The following is a 24,316-nucleotide window of genomic DNA, read 5'->3' on the forward strand; positions in this document are numbered from 1 at the left end:
GGTGCTTAATTCTTAGTTATTGTTTAGTTATTAGTGCTTTGACCTTAGTTATTGAAGCTTGCTCATACACAGACGCTAAAATCATTGCTTATGTTAAAACTTCTCGAAGTAAATTTTATGCTTTTCCGTCATATTCACAATCCCGGGGTAACCACTGGTGTGAATGAATAAAATGTTCTCATTTTTACTGATTTTACCGCATTTTATGTAATCTATCAATCCCCCAAATGCTTTGCCGGTATAAACGGGATCCAATATGATACCTTCCGATCTACCGACTAAACCAATGGTTTCTATCACTCTTTCATCAGGAATAGCATAACCTTCCCCCAAATACGAATCATCTATAATAATACCGTTTAATTCCGGAGTATTTTTCCCTAGCACCTTATAACCCTCGGCTATTTCTTTTTTGACATATTCCAAAGCTTTTGCTTTTTTGAACAGTACGCTCATAGCCAAAATTTCTTTCTTTGATCTGTTTTCCATCTTGCCTATCTCAAGACCGGCCTGGGTCCCTCCGGAGCCGTTGGCTACGACAATCCTGTCGAACTCCAGGTTTAACTCCTTTTCCTGCGCCAGTATTTCCGAAAAACATTCTGCGTAACCCATAGTTCCAAGCCCCGAAGCGCCGCCCACGGGAACAGGATAAGCTTTATGCCCTTTTTCAGTTAGATGTTTTGCCAGCTCTTCCATCATCTTTTGGATCTTATCAAAATCCCAGGAGTCCGCAAACCTCACATCTGCTCCAAAGATTTTATCAAGCAGGAGATTTCCTTCTAAAACGTTTTTTTTTCCGGAAAGTAAAAGCACGCACCGGAGTCCGAGTTTTGCGCACACCCCCGCAGTGATCCTCGCATGATTTGACTGCGGACCTCCGGTAGTAATAATAGTATCGCAGCCTGTTTCCAGGGCATCTGCCAGAATATACTCCAGTTTTCTTACTTTATTACCGCCAAGAGCTGCGTCCGTCAGGTCATCTCTTTTTATAAATATCTTTGGACCTTCCAGTTGTTTGCTCAGGCTCTCCAGGTGTTCTATCGGGGTAACACGGTTAAAGAGAGAGATCTTTTTTATCTTTTTCATTTTAAATACTCCCCAAAAAATGCCAAAACTTCCTTTGAATACCCGGCTTGATCGGCGCTTAAGGATTCAACATGATCCGCGCCTTTGACAAGTACCAGTTTTTTTGGCCCTCCTGCTGCTTCAAATATTTTTCTGGAATTATCCGGAGAAATATTCCCGTCCTCCAACCCGTGAATGAGGAGTAAAGGTGTTTTCATTTTTGCCGCGCTTTCGACGGGATTTACGGTTTCATATTTAAACCCGCTTCTTAGTTCTGAAATATATACGGTAACCGGAACCATAGGAAAGTACGGAAGATGATAAAGCCTCCTCGCATAACTTTTTATCATATCAGGCAGGCAGGCAAAAGAAGAATCGGCAACTACCGCTTTAATTTCCGGAGATAACTCCGCGGTACGGATCGAAACAGCGGCGCCCATAGAACGGCCGATAACTCCTATATGCTTTGCTCCTTTTGCTTTTGCAAAATCAACCGCAGCAATCAGGTCTTTTGTTTCGTTATAGCCAAGCGAAGTGTATTTTTCTTTGCTTTCGCCGTGACCGCGAAAATCAAAAGCTAAAAGCGAATAACCTTTTTTGTATAAGAACGGCATATAATTAAGCATATCACTCTTGTCGGCGCCAAGCCCGTGGCAGAGGATAATGCATTTTTCTTTTGTCTTGCCGGTAGTCCACCAGCCGTACACTAAAACATTGTCTTTTGTCGTAAAAGTTATTTTTTCGAAAGGAATTTTGAAAACTGCGGGGATTCCGGAATATTTAGGACGGTACGCATGCAGAAGAACTCCGGAGAAGATCCACACAAATACAAGAAAAAGGATTGCCCCGTAAAGAACAACCCTTATTGCTATTCTTTTTATAAAAACAGCCGTTTTCATTATTACCTTTCGTTCTTCACTATTTTCCGCTGGCTTTGTATTTTCTTAGAGCCTCGTAAGCATCAGAAGTGCCTATCTTCTGGAGCGCATCTGAAGCATAAGACCTGACAACAGAATCATCATCTTTTAACGCTTCGTTAAGATACGGTACAGCATCGTTTCCAAATTTTATAATAGAATCCCTGGAATGAACTGCTATTTTATTATTTTTATCTTTAAGAGTTTGAGCCAAAAAAGGCGCTGCGGACTTTGCGCCGGAACCTATCAGGCCCAAAGCATCCACCGATGCAAGTCTTACGTTATCATCTGTATCACGAAGAGCTTCAGTGAGCGCCATTATGGATTCCTTGTATTCTATGCCGATATTTCCTAAAGCAATCGCGGCGGCAGCTCTGACTTCTGCATCTTCATTTTTGATAACAGCTATTAACGCAAGGGCGGCTTCTTTCATCATGGGAGAACCTTTTTCAATACCTATTTTTCCCAGAACGTAAGCAACTTTAGTTTTAACTTTATTATTACTTTCTTTTAATGTTTCTATTAACGGCTGAATGGCTTTCTGTCCTATTTTAATAAGCGAGTTTTGAACAGCGGTACTGATATGAAGATTTTCATCATCAATAAACAGAATCAGTGATTTTGAAGCCGGTTTTGAAAGCATTCCGATTTTTTCAATAGTATTTTTTGCAGCAAATTGCACACCCAGCTCGTTGTCGGCAAGCAGTTTTACCAATTCAGGCATTGCTTTTGCCGAACGCATTCCAAGATCACCCAGGGATTCTACGGCAGCTATCCGTACAATTTTTTCTTTATCCTTAAGCAGAGCTGTTAATTCCAAAACGTAGTCTTTTTGAGCAGAAGAAAAAAGAAAACCGGCAACTTTGGCGGCTGACTCTCTTATATATTTATTTTCACTGTTTAAAAATCCTCCGATAGCGTCTCCGGAATCCTTGCTCAAATAGGCTACTTTAATATATGATTTAACAGCAGCATCCCTAACCAGTACAATATTATCTCCAAAAGCATTTATCAGACACTCTGAAATATCTTTATAATTTACACGCATTTTCCCGAGGCAATTAAGCGCTGTTATCTTTCTTTCTAAATCAGAAGACGCGGCCAGAGTTATAATATTTTTTAATATCCCTTCAGATGAGGAATTTATTTTACACAAGCTTTCTGCAGCCGCAATTACCAGCCTGTTATTATTTCCTTTTAAGGCATTTGAAAGTTCTACTATTGTTTCCGAAGCAGGAATTCCTATATTCCCAAATATTACAGTAAGACATTCTTTCATAAAATCATCATCGGTTCTGTATTTTTCAAGCATGATCTCAACAGCCTCTCGAGAAGCTGTTCCTATTTCTACCAGAGCATTTTCGGCACCATTTTTTACTACTATATTGGAAAATTTAAGATTATTCAAAAGCGCTTCTAAAACACGCTTATCTGCTATTTTCTTCTTTCCTGCGATAAAAGCTGCGCCAAAACAGGAACTGCCGTTTTCGCTCTTTAATGCTTTTAGCAGATCTTCTATATCAATAATCCCTGTTTTTATTATCGCGTCTCTTGCTGCACCGGAAACGTACTTGTCATCTTCGCCCATGGAGATAAAGAGCCTCCTGGTCACTTCGAGCAATGATGGTCTGATCTCACCAAGAGCATACGCCGCATGAGCACGTTGAAACTTATCCGGACTATCCAGTGTTTTTAAAAGAGGAAGAAGGGCCTTACTTCCAAATTTTGCCACATACTCTTCTGCCATAATTCTAATTTCCTGGTTTTTGTCGGCTAAAATGGAAATAAATACCGGAATCCCGGCTTCAGGGCCAAGCTTAAGTAAAGCTTCTGCAGCGCGGCTTCGAACCGACGAATTAGAGTTGTTCAAGTATTCTTTCAGGTCATTCGCAGTCTGAGCTTTCCCCTTATCATCAAGATATTTTATCTCTTCAAGCGCCGAAAGCCTTGCATTTTCATCGTCTCCCGCCGCAAGCCTGTAGCTTAAAGAGGCACAGCCGCTTAGAATAACAGATACAAATACAATTCCCACTATCGCAATAAATTTATTTTTCATTTATTTTCTTTCCTCCAATAAATATTTCCGCTCCTATTTCTCAAACTTCAAACCGGACTTATTCCAAAATTACCATTAAGGCCATTATCCCTACACCCAGAGCTATAAAGAATATCTGGAGTAAAGATCTTATGGGCCTTTCATCATGATGTAACTCCGGAATAAGGTCTGAACCTGCCATATAAATAAATCCTCCGGCGGTTACAGGGATTAATGCCATTCTAAAATTACCCAAAAAATCTCCAACCAGGAAGAATAGGACAGCTCCAATTATCGAGGTCAGCGCGGAAAGGAAATTAAAAAAGAGTGCCTTTTTAACAGAGAGTCCCCCGTGTATCAGAACTCCAAAATCCCCTATTTCCTGAGGAATCTCATGAAGTATAACAGCAATGGTGGTGGCAATTCCAAGATGAATAGATACTGAATAACTGGCAGCAATAACAAGACCGTCTATAAAATTATGAACTGCATCCCCGAACAAGTTCATATATACAACCGGCTTTAAATGTTCATCACAATGTCCGTCATGACAATGGCGCCACCTGATGAACTTTTCAAGAACAAAGAAGATAAAAATCCCGAGAATTACCATTAAAGCCGTAGGCAATCCCTTCCCAAAAGTTTCATACGCCTCAGGCATAAGATGAATTATAGCATCCCCAAAAAGCGCACCCACAGCAAAGCTGACAAGATAAAGTATTATTTTTTGAAGAATATCCCGATTAAGAGCAAGAGTGAAAATCCCCACAAGGGAGATAAGACTGACTATTGTCACACTTATTAAAGCATATCCCCAGGTTTGCATATTTCCTCAAGTAAGTTCGTTTAAAAATAGAAAATCGAGAGTTGACCGAATCGATTTTTCTATTTATTTTCAAATCTCGACTATCAATTCTCGACCAATTTTACAGCTTATTTCTTCAAAAACTAAAAGCCTTTTGAAAATAGAAAATCGAGAATAGAACGCAATCGAGTAACTTTTATCGATTGCTCTACCATTTTTAAGAGTAGCTTAAAAATGGTGGAGCTGAGGGGGATCGGACCCCTGACCTCCTCGCTGCCAGCGAGGCGCTCTCCCAGCTGAGCTACAGCCCCATTTAAAACAAATTCTAAGTACTAAATTCGTCCGCTTAAAGCGAGATCTCGTCCGCAGCAATAGTTTGCTGCGAGACCTCGTTTTTGGGCGGGCCAAAGGCGGAAAATTCTAAACAAGAGCTTTTTCCTGTTCAGGATGCTTATTTTAGCATTAAAACACTGGTAATTCAAACCAATAATAAGGAAGTGAAACTCCACGCCCTTACGAGGCTGTGCCAAAAGGTAGTTGCCTGATTTTAATCAGGCGCAATTGGCAGGCTCGATGAATCGAGCAACTACAATATGTTGTGGTATCTGTAAAATATTTCAGACTTTTGGCACAACCTCTTGCGTCCGAGGTTTCGGCGAGTGGAATTCAATTTTATCCCGCTTCATGATATATTTCCTATCGGGAAAAGCTTTGCTTATTATACATGCCGCCTTTTTGCGGATGTTTAGAATCCTTTATCTTTATATTCCACCTGAATATTTTCATACCTGGAAATATCCTTCCAGTTAATTGTAACCCGTTTTATCCATTTAGAATTTTTGGTAATATTGATTATCGCTTTAAAATCTTCAAGCAGAGGGGACTCCATTTCTATATTAAATATCCCTGTTTTATCATCATAAGAACACCTTAACACCCTGTACCAGCTGTTTGTCTTTATCGAATTTAAAATAGGATTTCCCGGCCAGCTGGAAAGCTGTATTTCTATTTTGTATTGTAAACTGCCTTCCGGAATATAGACTATCCGGGAACAGACCGACTGCCCGTTTACCAATATTTTATCTATAAATTTCCCTTCATGGGAATAAATAATATCCAAGAGATTGCCTTTATATTTAAAGTTATATATATATCTGAGCTTATACATATCAAGCGGCTGTATATAAAGATTCCCCCTTGTAAAGTCAATACCGCAGCTCTTAAAATACATATCCATAAAGGAAAAAACCTCGGAAACAGGCCGGTCATCATCATATTGCGTAAAGGGTAACTGCTTTTCATACAAAGCAGGAACACTTCCTTTAATATCATACTTTACGAGATTATCCAGAATAAAATATATTTCCGGGTATTTTAATTCGGGGAAAAGGAGCAGCCGCTTTGCTTCTTTTTCTATTATATTTTTATCTTCCCCTTGAAGAATAAGAGCCAGTACCTTTTGTTCGTCTTTTATATCCTCAGGTACTTTTACCGGAGTATAGACCGCTTTTTTTCCGATTATCGCTCCGGCCCATTCAAGTGTTCTTTGATTATAAAGTTCGAGCGCTTCATTTTCCATCTTCCGGTAATTTTCCCCGTTTGCCACGGCAACTTCAAGATATCCGGGATCTCCGGTATACTCATAAGCTTTCCAATAAACCCAGGGCGCAAGTTTTTTCTCCAATATTGTATTTAATTTTTCTTCAAAGACGAACCTCAGGGCAAAATTAGAAATATCTTCGCGGCGGTATCCGTTTAAAAGAAGATATGTCGCCTGATACATTTTTCTCGTTGAAATATCAGTGGAATAAACTCTCACAATATTGGACAGAAGTTTGTTATAAAAAACCTCTTTCTCGCTTCCCATTTCCACTACATTTTTTCCGGCTGCAGTAAAAGATAAAATTGAAGCGGCCCGGGCATCATTTCCAAAACCCACACCGACTGCAAAGGTCACCGCAGACTCCGCCGGAATGCTTAGTTTTGCAATAATCCTGTATCTGCCGTTCTCCTGAAAAACAAAAACATCCTCTACCGTGGTTTTATCAAAAAACAATCCCATTGCGCTTACGCCGGTTTTAAATTGATTTGTAACGGTAATTGCTTTTCTTGTAATGTAATCTTCCTGCAGCACCGAAGTTCCCCTGGAATAAAAGACCAGCTCCTGTATCCAGGGCTGCTTTCCCGAATTTGAAAGAACAACGGAAGATACAGAAGATTCCTGATTTATAAAAGCTGTTACCATCTTTACTTTTTTATCCTCTTTGTAATTATTTTCGCTCAATATTTCATTAGGCCGCCAAACTATTTTTTTAAACGGATTTATCTCCTCAAAGCCTTCGGTCCTGAACCGGATAGAACATAGAGGATCCAAATCTGTTTCATTATGAAGTATGGCAAGAGGAGAGTAACCAAACACCGGACTGTAACCTTTTATGTGAAACTTAGAATCTGGAAGACCCATAGGATAGGAGACATACGGAAGTTCTTTATAAGAAAGCCACCAATGATAAGTAACAAGATTACGGTCGCTCTCCGCGGCCGCCAGAGGGAGCAGTAAACTTCCGATTAAAATCAGTATTAACAGACTACGACGCATATTTTATTTTTATCCGCTTCTTTTTTAATTTTATTTTTATCTATCAAAAACACCTTCCCCGACTGAAGAGCAAGGCATTTAATATTTGCTTTTGCAAGCTGTTTTATTGTTTCAACTCCGGCTCCGGGAATATCAATCCGCATATCCTGCACCGTTCTTGCTACTTTTACGCATACCGCGCCATCTCCGGCAAGATGACCTCCGCGTTTTATGGTCTCATCCGTCCCCTCTGCACCTTCTACGGTAATAACTTTTTTGTCTTTAACAATAACTGTCTGTCCGATATCAGCGTCGGCCAGCTTTTTTGCCTCTTTAAAACCGTATTTTATATCTTCAATCTCCTGCCTGCATGGCTTTCTTTTTGTCAAAACACCTTTTTTTGCCAGCAGGGGTTTCAAATACACCGTCATAGGAAGAATTTTTATGCCTTCCTTTTCAAATTCCTTTATTACAGCTTGTATCAAGGTAGAATCTTTTTTATTTCGCAGGGACATAAACAGCTTAAAAAGCCTCATATCCGGTTTAAGTGCAGAAAATAGCCTGACTTTTCTTACTTTTCCCACAATAAAAACTTTTCTAATACCTAGCTTTTTAAAGGTGTTTATCGCTTTTCCAAAATCTCCGATATCGTACCAGTATATTTCCTTTGAATGTTTCCAAAGTGATTTGTCTGCTTCATTTTTTATAGCAACAGTAATTATTTTTTTTCCGTCTTTTTTTGCATTCCTGCAAAAATATACAGGTAGGAGCCCTCCGCCTGCGACCAGACCTAGCATTTATAGATGCCCCTTTTAGATTTTTCCACGAAAGAGACAAAATGCGAGACGTAAGGGTCGGAGATCAGATCTTCTTTTAATCTGGTTACAGCCTGGGACGTATTTAGTCCGGATTTAAACACCAGTTTGAACATTTTTTTAAGCGCTTCTTTTGATTTTTCCGGCACGTTGTTTCTTTCCAGCCCCACTTTATTCAAGCCAAATACCGTAAAAGGGTTACCGGTGCCGAGCACAAAAGGCGGGACATCTTTTTCAATGGGAGAGCATAAGCCGATCATGGACATGGAACCTGCTTTACAAAACTGATGCAAGACACAATAAGCCGAAACAAAAGCCATATCTTCAACTTCCACAAAACCTGCAAGTCCCGCTCCGTTTACCAGAGTAACTTTATTTCCGATTTTTACATTATGCCCGACATGCGAGAGCGCGAAGAAAAAGCAATCATTTTCTACAACGGTCTTTGCCCCTTCCCCGGTCGCGGAATTTATGGTAACCGACTCGCGGATAATATTATTATCCCCTATCTCGACAAAGGAAATTTCATTTTTATAATTTCTGTCCTGCCCCGGGTTACCTATTACCGCAAAACTGAATATTTCATTATTTTTTCCGAGGGTAGTATGGCCGTTTATAATTACATTCGGATGGAGTTTGGTTTTATCTCCGAGCGTAACATTTTCCCCGATCACGCAATAAGGACCTATAGTTACATCCTTTCCTATTTTAGCTTTTTTATGAACTATCGCAGTTTCATGAATATTTGTCATACATACACCCTTTTTATATCTTTATTAATAGCGCAGACAATTTCGTAAGGTATTGTTTTACATTTCTCCGCAACTTCTTCCGCACTTATAACTTTATTTTTACTCCGGCCGATAAGGAACGCCGTATCTCCGGCTTTTACTTTTGAATTATTGCCGAGCTCCACCATAGTAAGATCCATACAAACCCTGCCGGTAACCGGATATTTATTCCCGTTTATCAGAACCTCTCCGTTATTAGAAAGTAAACGATTGTAGCCGGAACCATAACCGATCCCGAGAACCGCAATTTTAGTATCCCGTTTTGTTTTGTAGGTGTTACCGTAACTGATATTGCTCCCTTTTTTATAACACTTTACCAAAAGTACTTTTGTCTTCCAGGAGAGCGCAGGTTTAAGATTAACTGTTTTATTTTCTTCTTTATTGTTATGCAAGCCGTAGATCATAAGACCCGGGCGCGCCATATCAAAGCCGGCTCCGGAAAAATAAATAACGCCTGAACTATTAAGCACATGCTTTAAGACCCCTCCGGACACAAAAAATGAGGAGTATTCAAAATCACTGATCTGTTTCCAGGTGTATCCGGGATTAACATCTGAAGATGCAAGATGTGTAAAAACTCCCTCAACCTTGACGTTCTTAAACTCACTTACTTTTTTATAGAAATTTTCAAAATCCCCGGAAGGTATGCCAAGACGCCCCATCCCCGTATCTATTTCAATATGAATTTTTGCAGTCGTTCTTTGTTTTTTTGCTTCTTTATCCAGCGCTTTGACAATATCAAGACCGGAAACACTCTGACTTATTCTACCGCTTACAATATCTCTTGCCTGAAAAGGAAAAGCAGAAACAATATTTAAAATAGGAAGATCAATACCGCTTGATCTTAAAGCAACCGCTTCCGAAATATCCCCTATCCCCAAGCATTCAACTCCGCCCTTTTCAAGGGCCCTGGCAACCGGAATAAGACCGTGCCCATAAGCATTATCCTTGATAATGGCGCATATTTTAACGCCCCGAGAAAGCTTTCTCCTTGCTTCCTTTATATTATGGAGAATAGCCTTTCTATCTATTTCAACCCAGCTCATATCCATAGAGGTTTATTATAGCAGAAATATATGATTTATAGAAGTTCATCTTTTTTATCCAAAATCTAAGCAAAACGCATATATTTGAAACATATAAGGTTATACATTTGAATAGGATTTCATATAATACAACAAATATTGACGGATACACAATAATGTTGTATACTATGCCATAGTACATATTATAGGTATTATATACTTTACTATCGTATAATCAAGGAGAGCAATATGCAGGAAGTACTAAACAGATATAATCCCTGGTGGGACAAAGAGTACATTTTCAAAGATATTATCGACAGGCCCTTTGCTTCACAAAAGATCATAAACCACATCGACAGTAAACATATTGTTTTTTTAACGGGGTTACGAAGGGTAGGTAAGACTACTTTACTAAAATTAACAATAAAGCATTTAATTAAAAGAGGCGTCAAGCCTGAAGAGATATTGTATGTTAGTCTTGATGACTATATGTTATTAAAGTACAGTATCCAGGAGATTATTGAGGATTTCAGAAAAATACACAAATTAAGCAGGTCAAAAAAAGTATATTTATTTTTTGACGAGATTACTTATAAAAAAGATTATGAACTTCAACTTAAAAACACCTATGATTCGGAAAATGCAAAAGTTTTTGCTTCCTCCTCCAGCGCATCCTTAATACGGCAGAATAAATCACTATTAACAGGCCGCCATTACACCCTTGAGATATTACCGCTTGATTTTAGTGAATATCTGTCCTTTAAAAACATTTCTATCAAAACAACTGATTCGCATCTCGAAGCAGGATACTTTGAAGATTTTATGAAGATTGGCGGACTGCCCGAGTATGTTCTTGAAGGCAATATTGAATATCTTAAAGAGTTGGTCGATGATATCATATTAAAAGATATTGCTGCTTTTCATAATATTAGAAACACCGGTGTTTTAAAAGATTTCTTTCTCCTGTTAATGGAGAGAGCCGGCAAACAAGTAAGTTTGAATAAAATGGCGCATATTATTAAAATACCTGTGGATAGCGCAAAAAGATATTTTGAAATGTTCTTGTCTACATACCTTATACATGCAATACCAAGATTTGGCAAGACTAATGAAACAATTCTGGCTCCGAAGAAGATATACGCGGCTGATCTTGGAATGCGCAACTTATTTACCGGTTTTAGAGACAAAGGAAGTTTATTTGAAAACTATGTATTTCTAAAAATAAAAGGACAGTCGCCGGCATATATCTACAAAGACAAAACAGAACTTGATTTTATGACCGCAGGCAAAACCTTGATCGAGGTAAAATATAACGAAGAAATGAACGAAAAGCAAAAACTTCTATTTGAACAAACAAAAGCAAAAAAGAAATTTCTAGTCAACAGTTTTAAACTTGTTAATGAAATCGCCGACAGGTAATTTTCTATTATCTCCCGTTTTTTGGGAGGTAAATGCCTTTTTCTATAGATTCCTTGAGTTGTTTTTCCGCAGAAGCAGGGTTGTCATGTAACCTGTAAAGACCGGTTCCGTCTTTTTGCCAGCTTGTTATTCCAATTACCAGATTCTCTCTGCAAGACTTAATTGCCGGAATGTTAGTTATATATGAAAAAGCAGAGAACAATACGGTTAAAACTATCAAGTACCTGAAATATTTTCCTGCTGTTTTTTCTTTACTTATTTCTACAAATGACAAATATGTCAGAGCAAACATAAATACGGGAATTATTCTATACCTGGAGGCAAAAGCCTGCAATCCAATCCCGCTTCTGGTTATCGCCGCGGCAATTGCCGTTAGAAAGAAGAAGATAAACATTGTAAAAATTACGGTATTTACTTTGTAATACTTCTTTTTGACCAGAAATATAAAATAGAGGCATAGAGCTGCTCCGGCTACTGCAGAAATAAAACGTATTATTACTTCTGCGTTATTTCCAAGGAGATTCTTCATATAAAAAACATTGAATATAACCGGAGAACCTATAAAGGAAAAAAAGAATTCTACAATAGCAGGGAGGGTTCCCGTGTAATAATATTTATAATGATGTATTGGCGTGGTATAGCCGTAAAGATAGCTTAAAAATATAAACAGTGCTCCGACTGACCACCACACGGCCAGTTTCTTTTTCTTTGTAATTAAAAGAAAAACTATAATAGAAGGAAAAACCAGCAGGCCGTTCACAGAAGAAAAGACAGAAAGAACGGCAAAGACAAAAGCCATTAATGCTCTAAAAACACCTTCTTTTTTTAGCAATGCAAGAGCAAGCAAAGAAAAGGCCAAACATGAGATATTTTGAACCACAGAGGTCGCCCAAAACATAGAGCCGCTAAACTGAGGAACTGCTATTATAAAAACAGCCGGAAGAAAATATTTAAACTTATCTGTTTTCTTTTTAAAAGAGATGTAAAAGGCATAAATAGCCGGGAGCAGCATAATATTCCCTATAAAGATGAGTATTTTGAAATCTATCACCCCGTTTATTTTGAATACTGCCAGAGAACATAACCTGTTGACCGCTACTCTGTGTTCATTAAGCTGGGAAAATATGAGAGATACTTTATCATAAACTTTTTCCAGAGAAATAAATGAGTTAAGAAAGCCAAGCACGCCGGAGAAATCATCCGCCAAAGGTATGTTTTCCGCAAATAAGTATACAGTAAAATAATACATCGCTATCGGCAGAAGCATTATGAAGCCGATCAAATATTTTGGAGTCGTCTTTGCTGTAAAAGATTTTTTTCTCACTAAGCCGTCCAGAGCCAGATAATATCATTTAATTGCCATTTATTATTCTCTTTTTTAAAAATATATAGATTGCCTTCCGCACATAAGTAGTCATGCATCCCAAAAAGACAAACCATCGCTGCTGTTTTTGTTTTGTCAAAACCCGCTCTGGAAACAAGCGTTTCACCTGTAGAATCCGGATACTTTTTATAGAAAGCTTCCCAGCCCGTGGCAGAACTCCCGTCCCCGTCAAAAGCCTTTTCTAAATCTAAAGCAGTTACCGGTTTTACAGGTTTTTCCGTCTTAACATTTTTGGCTTCTACATTATAAACCTTTTTATTTTTTGAAAGAAAATCCAAAAGCATCGCCGGGTCAAGCCCTTCCAGATCACCTTCCGGTTCTTTAAAAAACTCTTCATTCTCCAATATAAAATCATTTTCCGTCTCTTGCTGTAATACAATATAATCCGAATCCCCATCATCCGTATAATCAAGCAAAAACCCGAGAAGTTCGTACTCTTCAGCAGTTATAAAATCATCCATGCTCAGCCTTCCTTTCCAAATTTTCGTTAAAACGTTACACGTTACTCACGTACCTTGCTAATGTGATATTATTATTTTAGCTGCGCCTCCGCTCATCCGCGCGTCTGAGCCTCTATCGCTTTTCTCCTCTTTTCTTCTCACTTGCTATTATTCTTCTTTTGGCTGTCTCTCCCTTTAATTCTCTTATAGCGTCTCTTGCTATCCAATTTGCTGACTTTGAATTTAGTTTTAGCAGATCTTCTGAAAGTTTTATGGCAGATTTATTAAGTTTAAAACTCCTTTTTCCGATGTTTCTTAACGCCCAATTTACGGCCTTTCTGACAAAATTCCTTTCATCCGCAGCGCCTTTAATTATATACGGATATAGCTCTTCAAACTTTTTATCAGGAGAAATAAGATCATGTACCGCAAGTCCCGCCATTATGGTAAATCCCGCCCGCTTTTCATATTCCGGTTTTCTTTTTGTCCATTCCCCGGCTTTTTTCCAGGCGAACCGGGTTTGGTCGAAAAGAATCGTTGTCGCCGCGTCAGTCACGGCCCAGGAGTCAAAATCCTTTATCCAGCTCTCCATCTGTTTTTCTGTTACCTGCAGGGGATCATCTATTATAGAAGCAAGTATTTTACCCTCATGACTGCCGGTCTTGTAGAGCTTTAGCGCAAGGAGGTGGTCTGTTCCTATTTTTTTCGTAAGCGTGCGTAAATCTGGCATTGAAAGACCGTAGGCGTTTTTTACCGTAATACCGAAATACACCATGCCTTTAATGTTGGCTATATTCCTCTTTTTTTTAAAATATGAAACCACTTCCTTTAGCGTCATGCCTAAGTATACTATAATTAGGCCAAAAGTGGAAGAAAACAGGTTGAACCAGCTGAATCATCTGAATCATCTGTGATATCTCTTTTTTATCTTTACTAAAAATCCGCCCTATATAATTGGCGGATGTGTCATCAGCCGGTATTTTTGGCTTTTTTTGGTGTTTTTTTTACGCCTTAATGCTAAAATCTGGTATGACTATACTGGATTATTTACTTATAGCGCTTTTCTTGCTCTCCGCTATTCAAGTATATATTTTCTTTAGAAATATTAAAGCTCTTTCTATCAAAAAATCCTGGCAGGCAGAATTGAACGGTTTAATTGACGGCGGGAAATTCATTGAAGCCGAACATCTCGGAATCTCCCTGCTAAAAAACAACGCTAAAGACCCTGATTTGCAATATGCACTTGGCTACTCTGCCTATAAACTTAATCGCATGGAGGAGGCCTTGACTTATTTCAATAAAGCAGTCTCCTTAAATAAATATTTGGCAACAGCATGGCACTTCCTCGGCTATATATGGTTTTATGACAAGAAAGACCCCGCTAAAGCAATAATATTTCTTAAAAAAGCGGTTAAATATGCTCCTTCCCTTTCCCGGACTTACAACACTCTTGCTATTGTTTTTGATTCTCTGGGAGAAACAAAAAAAGCTTTCTCCATATTAAAAAAATCCGTGAAAAAGCATGGTGAGGATGCAAATTCACTTAACACACTGGGATTACTCGCTTTTAAACAAAAAGATTTTTTGCTTGCAGAAGAATACTTTAAGCGCAAAATAGAATTAGACCCGTCTTTTGATACCTTCTCTAATCTGGGAAATCTCTACTCCATGCAGCTGGAATACTCTGCAGCCGTTTCTGCCTTTAGAAAAGCAGAAGAATTAGAGGGCACTGACAAACAGATAAAATACTGGCTCGGATCCGCGTTGTATTTAAACCAGGAATTAAAAGAAGCAGGGGTAAAACTTACCGAGGCAATTGCTTTGGACCAAAACTTTGCAAAAGCCTATATGCAAAGAGCTTTCGTAAATAAAAAACTAAAAAATGACGAAGCCTTTATCTCGGATTACAACAAAGCAATTTCTCTGGATCCTTCTCTTAAAGAAAAAGGAGATGACAAAAATGAATAAAGAGTTTGTATGTAAAGTTAAAATATTTGATACATTGGATGAGGCAGAAACAGCAGCTATCATTTCACTTATAAAAACAAAAACGTATAAAAAGGGCGAGACCGTCTTTAAGGAGGGAGACACAAACACCTCTCTATATATAATAGAAGAAGGCAAGGTAAAAATTATCAACGAAATAACCCGGACAGAATTTAAAACACTCGCAACGCTTACAAAATACGATGCTTTTGGAGAACTTGCGCTTTTTGACAAAGCTCCCCGTTCCGCTTCTGTTATCGCTTCAGAAACTACAGTTATAGGAATAATAGAAGGTCAGACTTTCGAAAAGTTACTAAGCAGCAACAGTAAGATGGCATCTAAAATCTACAAAGAAATAATAATAGAAATTGCAGTAAGACTTAGAGCCGGGAATGAAAAACTTCAGGATAATATTACCTGGGGAATGATTGCAAAGTTATGAACTGACGAAGGAACCAAGAAAACCATGTTTGAAGATGTATATTGCACAACACATAATGATGTAAAATCCTCAGGTATTTGCTCCGGCTGCGGCAAGCAGTTATGCGCAAATTGTTCAAGATTTTTTTCCGGAAGGACACTTTGCGAGGTTTGCTTTATAAAAGAAAAAGCCAGAAGCAGGGGTTTTACGAACAATTTACGGTATACTCCGACGGTAATCAAGAAAAAAGACTATACAGGAGCTATACTAAAATACTCCGTAAGAATATTATTTCTTGGAGCTATCGCTTATATTGCAATAAACTTTAGCGCTATCGTCTCCACTACTGTCAAATACGTTCCGGGAGTTAAATTGGAGGCTGTAACAAAAAATATAGCACAAAAGATAAACCCTTCCGGTAATCCCGACGCAGTCAAAAAGTTAACCGCTCAAATCGCTGGTTCATTAGTGATTATGCAGATGAATCAATTCATAGGTCCTTTGGAACTCAGCTATCAAACCGAAGGCGGATATCCCTCTGATTTTGAAGCCTTTTTAAAACATGGCTTTGAAACTCAGGACAAATCAAAAGACCCGGAAAAAGATATCTGGGGAACTCCATACAGACTGGATATAAGAGAAAACGGTTTCGCCATCATCTCCGCAGGCATTGATAGACAATTTGGAACAGAAGATGATTTAGAAGCCCCCTACAAAAGAAAAGCCCATACTCCTACCCAAAACATAGAGTAACCCGACTATTTACATAAACACTTTTCTATTCTTGCATCGCATTTTTGACACTTTTTAACATTTGCCGTAATCTCCCATCCCTTTGCTTCCTCCGGACCAAACATCATGAAATTTGCAGCAATTGTTTTACCCGAATAAGACACTTCAGCAGTTATTGTATTTCTTGCTTTGACCTTACCTGCTGTAATAGAAAAAGCTTTTTTATTTAAACTTGACATTTCTTTATCTTTTACTTCCCAGCCCTTTGGGGCTGTTAAATTAACAGCAGCATTTACGGGTAAACTATTTTTTAGCACCGAAATCTCGACAGTCTTTGTTATTTCCGGAAGTAATACGGGATCCCCGTTGTAATGCAGAATAATTTTTAGACCCTCCCTTACGACAATTGAAGACAAAGGATCTGTCAGGAGTATCTCTCTTGCTTTTTCATTTCTGAAAAGCAGCGATAAGACCTCTTTTGGAAGAACGGTTTTACTCCCGAATTCCACCGTGTCGGAATACTGTTCGTATTTTTCCGCCAGTTTTAGCATCCTGCCGGACAATTCTTTAATTGTTTTTGGCGAATTAAATTTTCCCGTAAAAACATGAAGAATTATATTTTCCCCGATAGGTTTCAGCCACTTTTCAGGAATAGCTTTTCTGCCGCCGATTATACCAAGGAGCGACCCGAGGGTGGCGCCGGTGCAATCCGTATCATACCCGCAATTAACAGCCTTGCACAATTTATCCCCGAAATCTTTTCCGTACAGCCAGCCAAGTATCGTAAAACCGTGGTTTGGCACGGCATGGCACGGATGATTATTTCCATACGCCTCGACAATCCTGTTTCTGGCATCCGCCCAGACTATTTTATTTTCAAAACACCAGACTGCGTCACGGATAACTCTGGATATTTCCGAGTAGCACGGAATCATAGCCAACCCGATATTAATAAGTGTTTTTGGATCTTTTTCGACAAAGGCTGCGCTCTCAACGGCAGCCCAGAACATCTCACCATATAATCCTTCCCCGCCTGTATGATCCATTACAGAATCCTTCCAGGCCATTTCGGCAGCTACCTCAGGATTTCCGGGAAAAAGACACGCCCAAATCTCGCTTCGGATAGGAGAGCCCATATTGTCTATGTAAAAATTTTCAAAACAACCGGAGATAGGAGGCAGGAGGCCTCTGTCAAGATTTCTCGCACAAAATCCATACTCGTCCCAGGGATAAATACTCGTATATTTTTTCCAGTATTCCGCAAAATCCTCGATTTCCGGTATTCCTTTTTTATCTTCCAGAAGCTTAAGCCATACAAGCTGCAGATCAAGATCATCATTGGGAGCCGAACCATTCGGAACCGGAGTGTAAAAATCAAGGCTGTTTAAATATTTTTTACATTCATAAGGCGCGCCAAATGTTCCGCCAATATTTTTCCCCAGCCAGCATGCGTACATTTTGTCATAATATTCCTTTTTGCTAAGTTTGATCCTTTTCATTTTGTATTCCTCCTTGTGATTTTCAAGTACTAAGCACTAATGACTAGTGACTATTTATGGAGCTATAATTATAATACATTATACCGGGTTCTTTTACATGGCGAAAATTAATATTAATTTGACAGGGGTTAATATCTGCCCAAACTCCAGATACTGAATAATATTCATCTTTATCCAATGAAAATTACTATCTTTGCAGGATTTTGGGCTGATGACACGGATAAGAGTAAGATATCACAGATAAAAGATTATTTTATATGGTACTTTTTTCTATAATTTGTAGGATTTTTGCCGGTTAGGAGTTTAAAAGTTCTTGTAAAGTGGCTCAGATCATTAAACCCTGATACATAGCATACGTCACTAATCGAGATATTCTCGTTCAGGACAAGCCTCTTGGCTTCTTCAATTCTCAGATGAGTAATGTACTCCGTGAAAGTCCTGCCGGTAATCTTTTTGAAAACCGTGCAATAATATTCTTTTGTCAGGCCTGCTTTATTCATCGAAATGTCTTCCAGCTTTAAAGGCTCTTTAAAGTGGATGTCAATATACGAAAGGCTTTCTGTAATTGCCGCTGCTTTTTTGGATAATCTTTTCTTTTCAGGTGTTTTATTTTTCTCACTCTCATAAATACGAACCAGCATTATTAAAAGCTCAAGAATTTTTGCTTTAAGAGTTATCTCAAAGCCTGCGGGTTTTTTCTCATATTCAAATAACATTTCAAACAAAAGAGACCTGACTTTAAGTTCGTTAACACCGGAAAGAGAAAATATTTTAAAACCTTCATCATAAAAAGGTTCAAGATAGATAAGTTCGACAAAACCTTTTGTTTTTTTAAACAGCTTTGTATTTACTCCAAGAAAGGAAGGCGTAAATATGGCCTGTATTGTTTCAGCTTCGACTCCAAGCGGCTTAAACGAATGTTTATAGCCGGGGTTCATGAGAACGATATCACCTTTTGAGACAACTCTCTCCTCTCCGTTCAGATTATGAGAGAATTTTCCTTCAGAAACAAAAAAGAACTCAAAAAATTCATGATTATGATATTTAAAACTTTCATTAATACTGTACTTTCCTATTATAAACGGGAACTTACTGTTCTTTATCCAATCTTTTGCCTTGAGAGTATACATTTTCTCCGCTGCTATTTGAACTTTTCTGCAAATTTTGTTATACGGTCTTCTTTTATATTAAACACGCTTTCTTTGATCTTGGCTACTTTCTTCACAATAAAACGTTCAATAAAATTAAGTTTTGTAAAATCGAAAATACCTCCGAAATAATCTTTAGCAGCCGCTTTATCGTAAAGTTCAACCGGGAAATTTGTTTTTATCTGCTCTTCTGCCTTTTCGCCTTCACTCATGCAGCAGATATAGAGTCCCAGTTTCTTTTTTAGTAATACTTCCTTTTTCTTTTCACAGAATTTTCTTAGTTCTTTTTTTGCCCTGCCGGCCCGGATAGAACCTCCGATTATAACCGTATCATAAGAAGAAACATCAAAACCCGGATTATTTTTAATATCAACGATCTCGGAACCAAATATCTTGAACTTCAACAACTCAGCGCATTTCTTTGCAGCGCCGTGCCTTGTGGAATATAATATTACTGTTGACATAAGACACTCCTTTATTTTATATCTAAACCATGCCTATTTATTGGTAAAAATTAATATCCCCGCTTTCTGATATCTTTTTCTTCCAATCCAAAATAGTGGCCGATTTCATGAACAACTGTGTCTTTGATGTTTTTTCTTAACTCTTCGGGAGTTTTAGAAATAAGCTCCAGGGATTGTTTATAGAGGGTTATTTTATCCGGCATTAAAGGTTCAAAAACCGCGCTCCGGTCTTTCAAGGGTACTCCGTGATAAAGACCAAGAAGAAGAGAGCCGTTCTTTTGCGGCGCGGAGTCATCCGCTGTAATTTGAATGTTTTTCAACTTTTCAATAAATTCCGGCGGAATAGATTTAAGAGCCTGTTCAATTTCTTTTTCAAAACCCTCAATTTGCATGAGTCATATCTAAAGTAATTTAACCATAGCCATTGTCAGCGCCGGAATATATGTAATAATAAGCACAGCCAGTACCATCAGCATAAGGAACTTAAAACTGGCTTTTGTAACTTCCCCTACGGACATTTCGAATCTGTAAGCCGAGAGAAAGAGATTCATCCCTACCGGCGGAGTCAGGTAACCAAGTTCCAGGTTGGCAATAAATATAATACCAAGATGCACAGGATCAATTCCAAAGTATTTCGCTATCGGGATAATGAGAGGAACGACAACTATTATCGCCGAGAAGATGTCCATAAGGCAGCCGACAACGAGGAGAACCACATTTAAAACCAGGAGGAAGATAAGAGGACTGCTGATATGCAGCGCCACCCAGTCGCGAATTACTTCCGGTATCTGCTGAAGAACTACATAACTGGTAAAACCCATGGCAACGCCGATAATAACCAGCACTCCGCCCACCAGAATTACACACTTAAGCAGTATTTTTGGCAGGTCTTTTGTAAGGCTGATATCCTTATAAATAAATATTTCAACTATAAATGCATAAATGGCTACAAAAGCGGCGGCTTCGACAAGAGAAGTCCAACCTCCGAATATTCCGTAAAGAATAAGAACCGGAATTAATAATTCCCATTTCGTTTCCCAGAGAGAAGAAAGCGCGTCTTTAAGAACAAAGGGAACTCTCGCAACCTTCGCTTTGGCACCTTGCAGCATGGAAAATATTATTACGACCGCGACAAGAAGAACACCCGGAAGAATTCCTCCCTTAAAAAGATCAAGGATAGATATTTGCGCCGAGATCCCGTATAAAATCAAAGGCAGTGACGGAGGAAAAAGCAAACCGATACTTCCTGTTGCGGTCAGAAGACCTACGGAAAACTTTTTTTCATATCCGGATTTTAATAGTACCGGAAGAAGAAGACCGCCCATAGCCAGAATCGTAACACCGGAAGCACCCGTAAAAGTAGTAAAAAATGTGCAGACCATGATTGTGGCAATAGCAAGTCCGCCCGGCATCCAGCCAAACCAGGAGTTAAAAACCTTTACCATTCTCCTGCTCGCCCCGCCCTCGGCAAGGATATAACCGGTCAGTGTAAATAAAGGAATGGTTGGTAGAATAGAATCCGTAACTATTCTGTAAGTTTCCGCAGGTATTGAAGCAACGGGCTCTCCCGCGCCAAAATAAAATATTACAGCCAAACCTCCAAGACCAATAAATATCGGGGCTCCAAAAATTATCGCAGCGACTATAAGCAGCGCAAGAGGCAGGGTCAGATACGGCATAGCCGGAAAAAACCAGGCACTAAATGCTAAAACTACGGGAAAAGCCAGCGCCGTTAGTATTTTTTCAATAAGCGTTTTTGAATAACCAAAAGCAAATCTTAGCGACATGATCAAGAAGCCGATAGGAAGTATAAGTTCCATTACCCAGGTAGGTACGGCCAGATTGCCTGCAATACTTTCGCTTCTGACAAGCTGAACACTGGCAAGAAAAAGCGCGAAACAGATGGCTGTGCTGACAAAATTCCTGAAAATCCCTGAAATTTTCTTTGCCATATCCGGCATATACTCATCCAGCGAGGTAATAGTCAGGTGTCTTTTATCCCTGGTCGCAATGATCGCACCTACAAAACCCACCCATAAGGTCAGATGCTGAACATAGACAATCGAACCTCCAATCCCGGTATTTAAGAGCCTGCGAAAAACCATTTCTATAACAGGAATCAACGCCATAGCAAACAAAAGAATCATCGCAAAACCGTTTTCAAACTTATGGTAAAAACTTTCCAGCTTTCCCAATACTAGATTCATATACTCCTCTGTAGGTTTTAAATTATTTCTTTTTAAGGCTCAGATATTCTAAATGGTATTTATTAACTTCTTCAAACATAGCTTTCAGCTCGGGTGTAATAAGAATCTTCGGATAAGCTCCTTTTGCTTTTTCTGTCCAGTCTTTAACCGCAGCATCGGGAATTGCATGTACTTTAAGGCCGTTTTTTACCATTATTTTAACAGCTTCGCTTTCAAGCGCTCTTATTTTTACCTTCATGTCTTCCCCTCTTTTTTGCGCAATCTTTTCGAGTTCAGGCTTGTACTTTTCGGGTATTTTATTCCAGGCTCTTTTGCTGATAACCGTACCGCCGATCAGCGCCGCCCATTTAATATCCGTCATATTGGGAGCAAGCGCAAACCATTGAAAAGACGCCGCCGCAATAGGAGAGGTCGAAAAAGCGTTAATTTTCTTTGTCTGCAAAGAGGTAAGCATATCGGTAATGGCTAAAGGCATAACTTTGAAACCCGCTTCTTTCCAGGCATCAAGAACACCGGTATCACCGCCCCACACAAACATCGTCTGATCCTTCATGTCATCCGAATAAATCACTTTTTTCTGCGAGAAGAACTTGACCCAGCCGACATCTCCCCAGTTAAGGACTTTGTATCCTTTTTTATCAAGAGAATCTTCAAGTTTGCTTCTGACTTTGCTTAGAATATAATCAAGTTCATCGTAAGACTGTATCATCATAGGCATCTGCATCGCCTGCACTTCAGTGCAAATATCAGACATTCCGACAGCTGTAATAGATCCCGCATCCAGTGTACCGATACCTATCTTTCTAACCACATCTGTTTCGTCACCGACTACTCCGCCCGCATATATCCTGACAACCACTTCCCCGTTTGTAGTTTTCTTCCAGTCATCCGCCATTCCCCGGATAACTTCATACCAGGGAGAATTCTCCGGTGCCAGAGTGGCAAGCTTGATGGTAAGAGCCCCTGCGTATGTACTCATGCAAAGGAGCATTAGAACTGTAATTAGTATTATTTTTTTCACCATTAGAAATTTAAACATTTCACTCATTCTTTTAATCATGGCCGACTCTCCTTTGCCTACTTTTATCGTAATTAAAGCTTCTCAGAATTTCTAACGGTGCAAGCCTCTCTCTTCATTAAAAACCTTTTTATTCTGTTCTTAAGATATCGTCTGCCCATTCCGCTTTTTAAATATTTTTCCCGGGCATAAGCATCTCCATCGTTAATACAGGCTTCAGCATACACACATTTAAATGGCCTAAAAGCTTTTGTTGATAACACTTCGCCTAAATTATGTTCGCTAATTCTTTTGTTTAAGTTCTTTGTAACGCCTACATATAGCTGTTCGTCTTTACAGCTTTGAAGCACATAAGTATATATCCACATACACGGTCCCCTCGTCCCGTTAGAAAATCAAATATCTAAGCGCATAAAACCAAGTAAAAATTGCAGAAATCTAATCTAAATCCCAAAAAACCCTGCCCATTAAATTTTCTAACGGGATTCAGTTGGTTCCTCGATCAGGAAGTAGTCATTTATATTGTCCAGCATAAATTTTGCTCTTCTTTGGAAGATAATATTGGACAATCTGCTTTCAGGATATTTATCGGCATCTATTGCCATCGCTTTGTCTATAAGTTCTTTAAATTCTTTTAAATCCTGTTTACTTTGAGATATTGCAGCAAGAGAAAGATATGTGCTGACTTTCTTTCCTTTGTTTATTTCTATCGCCCTGTTAAAATGTTCTCTTGCTCTTTTTTCACTGCCTCCCATGGATTCTGACCGGCTGCCATCCCATGAGATAAAAAAATCATGAGCCGAACCGTCATCAAAGGTCTCATCAAGTTCAAGGACACGCCCAACTAAGGCCGCGCCAATGGTGGATTCCATAACAAGCTGAAGATTGCCTTTGTCAGTCGTCAGCGCGGCAACCCAGGAAGAACCGGCCCAGTAAAGAAGAGGAACATCTTCTTTGTTGGTTAGCGCCAGAGCTGCTTTATAATCTTTTTTTAGAAGTTCATTAAATCCGGGATGATTGAGCTCCAAACCTTTTAACGCATAATCCCTTCCCCTTATGTAAAGTTTAAAAGCCCTGGCTCTTAAATATTTTGCTTTTTCATAATCCTGTTTATCAACAGTATCCGCCTCCATCTGCAAAAAAGCATACGCATACATTGTGAAAGCCTTGGCGGTGGAAAGTATCAGCCCTTTATGTTCAGGAACCCCGTCAAGTACGGATTCATATAATTTTAACGCAAAAGGAAGGGAATCCCCTACCAGATCAGGATCATTATCCGAAGTAAATACCGTGCCCCCGCCGGAAAGAGCGTCTCCGACACTATTTAAAGCAATTGCCTTTATTGAACATCCGTTTGAAATAACAGAAAAGGCAATTAAAACACAAAAGAATAATATTTTTTTCATATGTTTGCTCCGTCAAATAGATAATATAGTATATTGCAATTCAATGAGTTTTTCAAGGAAAAACACAGGAATGCAGCGATTCCGCAACAAGCAAATTAAGCCATAACTTTTGCACTGAAAAATCAAGGATTTTATTCTTTTGTGACCCGTGTTAATAATTA

The 24,316-nt window shown here is 38.9% G+C and carries 23 protein-coding genes and 1 tRNA gene; 4 read left to right on the forward strand and 20 right to left on the reverse strand.

Annotation, left to right across the window (positions count from 1 at the left end):
* Positions 1–93 precede the first annotated feature (93 nt).
* From A2536_08125 to A2536_08165, 9 genes are all read right to left on the reverse strand, one after another.
* Entirely contained in the window at positions 94–1,086 is a 993-nt protein-coding gene (locus A2536_08125) for a hypothetical protein (protein ID OGF44671.1), read from the reverse strand.
* Positions 1,083–1,964 carry a hypothetical protein gene (locus tag A2536_08130; GenBank protein OGF44672.1) on the reverse strand — a complete coding sequence of 294 codons (882 nt, stop codon included), beginning with the start codon at positions 1,962–1,964 and terminating at the stop codon, positions 1,083–1,085. Before A2536_08130 ends, A2536_08125 begins: the two co-directional genes overlap by 4 nt.
* Positions 1,965–1,983: 19 nt before the next feature.
* The gene (locus A2536_08135) at positions 1,984–4,038 is read right to left on the reverse strand and encodes a hypothetical protein (GenBank protein ID OGF44673.1); all 2,055 of its coding nucleotides are present in this window, start codon (positions 4,036–4,038) and stop codon (positions 1,984–1,986) included.
* A 58-nt stretch (positions 4,039–4,096) separates the two neighbouring features.
* Positions 4,097–4,843, reverse strand: coding sequence for a hypothetical protein (locus tag A2536_08140; GenBank protein ID OGF44674.1), 747 nt, complete (start codon positions 4,841–4,843; stop codon positions 4,097–4,099).
* 214 nt (positions 4,844–5,057) lie between these two features.
* Positions 5,058–5,133 (reverse strand) — tRNA-Ala (locus A2536_08145).
* A gap of 434 nt (positions 5,134–5,567) precedes the next feature.
* Positions 5,568–7,421, reverse strand: a complete 1,854-nt coding sequence (locus A2536_08150) for a hypothetical protein (protein OGF44675.1) — start codon at positions 7,419–7,421, stop codon at positions 5,568–5,570.
* Entirely contained in the window at positions 7,403–8,197 is a 795-nt protein-coding gene (locus tag A2536_08155; GenBank protein OGF44676.1) for a hypothetical protein, read from the reverse strand. The genes A2536_08150 and A2536_08155 overlap by 19 nt, the downstream gene beginning before the upstream one ends.
* The gene (locus A2536_08160; protein OGF44677.1) at positions 8,191–8,967 is read right to left on the reverse strand and encodes an acyl-[acyl-carrier-protein]--UDP-N-acetylglucosamine O-acyltransferase; all 777 of its coding nucleotides are present in this window, start codon (positions 8,965–8,967) and stop codon (positions 8,191–8,193) included. The genes A2536_08155 and A2536_08160 overlap by 7 nt, the downstream gene beginning before the upstream one ends.
* Positions 8,964–10,058, reverse strand: coding sequence for an alanine racemase (locus tag A2536_08165; protein ID OGF44678.1), 1,095 nt, complete (start codon positions 10,056–10,058; stop codon positions 8,964–8,966). Before A2536_08165 ends, A2536_08160 begins: the two co-directional genes overlap by 4 nt.
* A gap of 222 nt (positions 10,059–10,280) precedes the next feature.
* Between A2536_08165 and A2536_08170 the strand changes: the two genes are divergently transcribed.
* The gene (locus A2536_08170; protein ID OGF44679.1) at positions 10,281–11,450 is read left to right on the forward strand and encodes an AAA family ATPase; all 1,170 of its coding nucleotides are present in this window, start codon (positions 10,281–10,283) and stop codon (positions 11,448–11,450) included.
* Positions 11,451–11,457: 7 nt separating this feature from the next.
* Here the strand turns inward: A2536_08170 and A2536_08175 are convergent, their stop codons facing one another.
* The 3 genes from A2536_08175 to A2536_08185 form a co-directional block, all read right to left on the reverse strand.
* Positions 11,458–12,774 (reverse strand): hypothetical protein, encoded by a 1,317-nt coding sequence (locus tag A2536_08175; protein OGF44680.1) that lies wholly within the window; start codon positions 12,772–12,774, stop codon positions 11,458–11,460.
* Positions 12,774–13,295 (reverse strand): hypothetical protein, encoded by a 522-nt coding sequence (locus A2536_08180; protein OGF44681.1) that lies wholly within the window; start codon positions 13,293–13,295, stop codon positions 12,774–12,776. The genes A2536_08175 and A2536_08180 overlap by 1 nt, the downstream gene beginning before the upstream one ends.
* Positions 13,296–13,407: 112 nt before the next feature.
* Entirely contained in the window at positions 13,408–14,112 is a 705-nt protein-coding gene (locus A2536_08185; GenBank protein ID OGF44682.1) for a hypothetical protein, read from the reverse strand.
* A 125-nt stretch (positions 14,113–14,237) separates the two neighbouring features.
* Here A2536_08185 and A2536_08190 point away from each other — a divergent pair, with 125 nt between their 5' ends.
* From A2536_08190 to A2536_08200, 3 genes are read left to right on the forward strand one after another with little or no spacing between them, the layout of a single operon-like run.
* A complete protein-coding gene (locus A2536_08190; GenBank protein OGF44683.1) occupies positions 14,238–15,242 on the forward strand; it encodes a hypothetical protein in 1,005 nt (334 codons plus the stop codon).
* Complete coding sequence (locus tag A2536_08195) at positions 15,235–15,702, forward strand: hypothetical protein (GenBank protein ID OGF44684.1); 468 nt, start codon at positions 15,235–15,237, stop codon at positions 15,700–15,702. Before A2536_08190 ends, A2536_08195 begins: the two co-directional genes overlap by 8 nt.
* A 24-nt stretch (positions 15,703–15,726) precedes the next feature.
* On the forward strand, positions 15,727–16,434 hold the full coding sequence (locus A2536_08200) for a hypothetical protein (GenBank protein OGF44685.1): 708 nt from the start codon (positions 15,727–15,729) through the stop codon (positions 16,432–16,434).
* A gap of 5 nt (positions 16,435–16,439) precedes the next feature.
* Here A2536_08200 and A2536_08205 read toward each other — a convergent pair whose 3' ends face one another.
* The 8 genes from A2536_08205 to A2536_08240 form a co-directional block, all read right to left on the reverse strand.
* Positions 16,440–17,912 carry a hypothetical protein gene (locus tag A2536_08205; protein ID OGF44686.1) on the reverse strand — a complete coding sequence of 491 codons (1,473 nt, stop codon included), beginning with the start codon at positions 17,910–17,912 and terminating at the stop codon, positions 16,440–16,442.
* A 248-nt stretch (positions 17,913–18,160) separates the two neighbouring features.
* Positions 18,161–19,042: a hypothetical protein gene (locus tag A2536_08210; GenBank protein ID OGF44687.1), complete on the reverse strand. Its 882-nt coding sequence runs from the start codon at positions 19,040–19,042 to the stop codon at positions 18,161–18,163.
* An 11-nt stretch (positions 19,043–19,053) separates the two neighbouring features.
* A complete protein-coding gene (locus A2536_08215; protein OGF44688.1) occupies positions 19,054–19,524 on the reverse strand; it encodes a hypothetical protein in 471 nt (156 codons plus the stop codon).
* Positions 19,525–19,574: 50 nt separating this feature from the next.
* Positions 19,575–19,916: a hypothetical protein gene (locus A2536_08220; GenBank protein ID OGF44689.1), complete on the reverse strand. Its 342-nt coding sequence runs from the start codon at positions 19,914–19,916 to the stop codon at positions 19,575–19,577.
* 9 nt (positions 19,917–19,925) lie between these two features.
* A complete protein-coding gene (locus tag A2536_08225) occupies positions 19,926–21,671 on the reverse strand; it encodes a hypothetical protein (GenBank protein ID OGF44694.1) in 1,746 nt (581 codons plus the stop codon).
* Positions 21,672–21,753: 82 nt separating this feature from the next.
* The gene (locus tag A2536_08230; protein OGF44690.1) at positions 21,754–22,791 is read right to left on the reverse strand and encodes a hypothetical protein; all 1,038 of its coding nucleotides are present in this window, start codon (positions 22,789–22,791) and stop codon (positions 21,754–21,756) included.
* A 32-nt stretch (positions 22,792–22,823) separates the two neighbouring features.
* The gene (locus A2536_08235) at positions 22,824–23,117 is read right to left on the reverse strand and encodes a hypothetical protein (protein OGF44691.1); all 294 of its coding nucleotides are present in this window, start codon (positions 23,115–23,117) and stop codon (positions 22,824–22,826) included.
* Positions 23,118–23,225: 108 nt separating this feature from the next.
* On the reverse strand, positions 23,226–24,155 hold the full coding sequence (locus tag A2536_08240) for a hypothetical protein (GenBank protein OGF44692.1): 930 nt from the start codon (positions 24,153–24,155) through the stop codon (positions 23,226–23,228).
* Between the last annotated feature and the right edge of the window lie 161 nt (positions 24,156–24,316).

The sequence above is a fragment of the Candidatus Firestonebacteria bacterium RIFOXYD2_FULL_39_29 genome, assembly GCA_001778375.1.
GTDB lineage: Bacteria > Oederibacteriota > D2-FULL-39-29 > D2-FULL-39-29 > D2-FULL-39-29 > D2-FULL-39-29.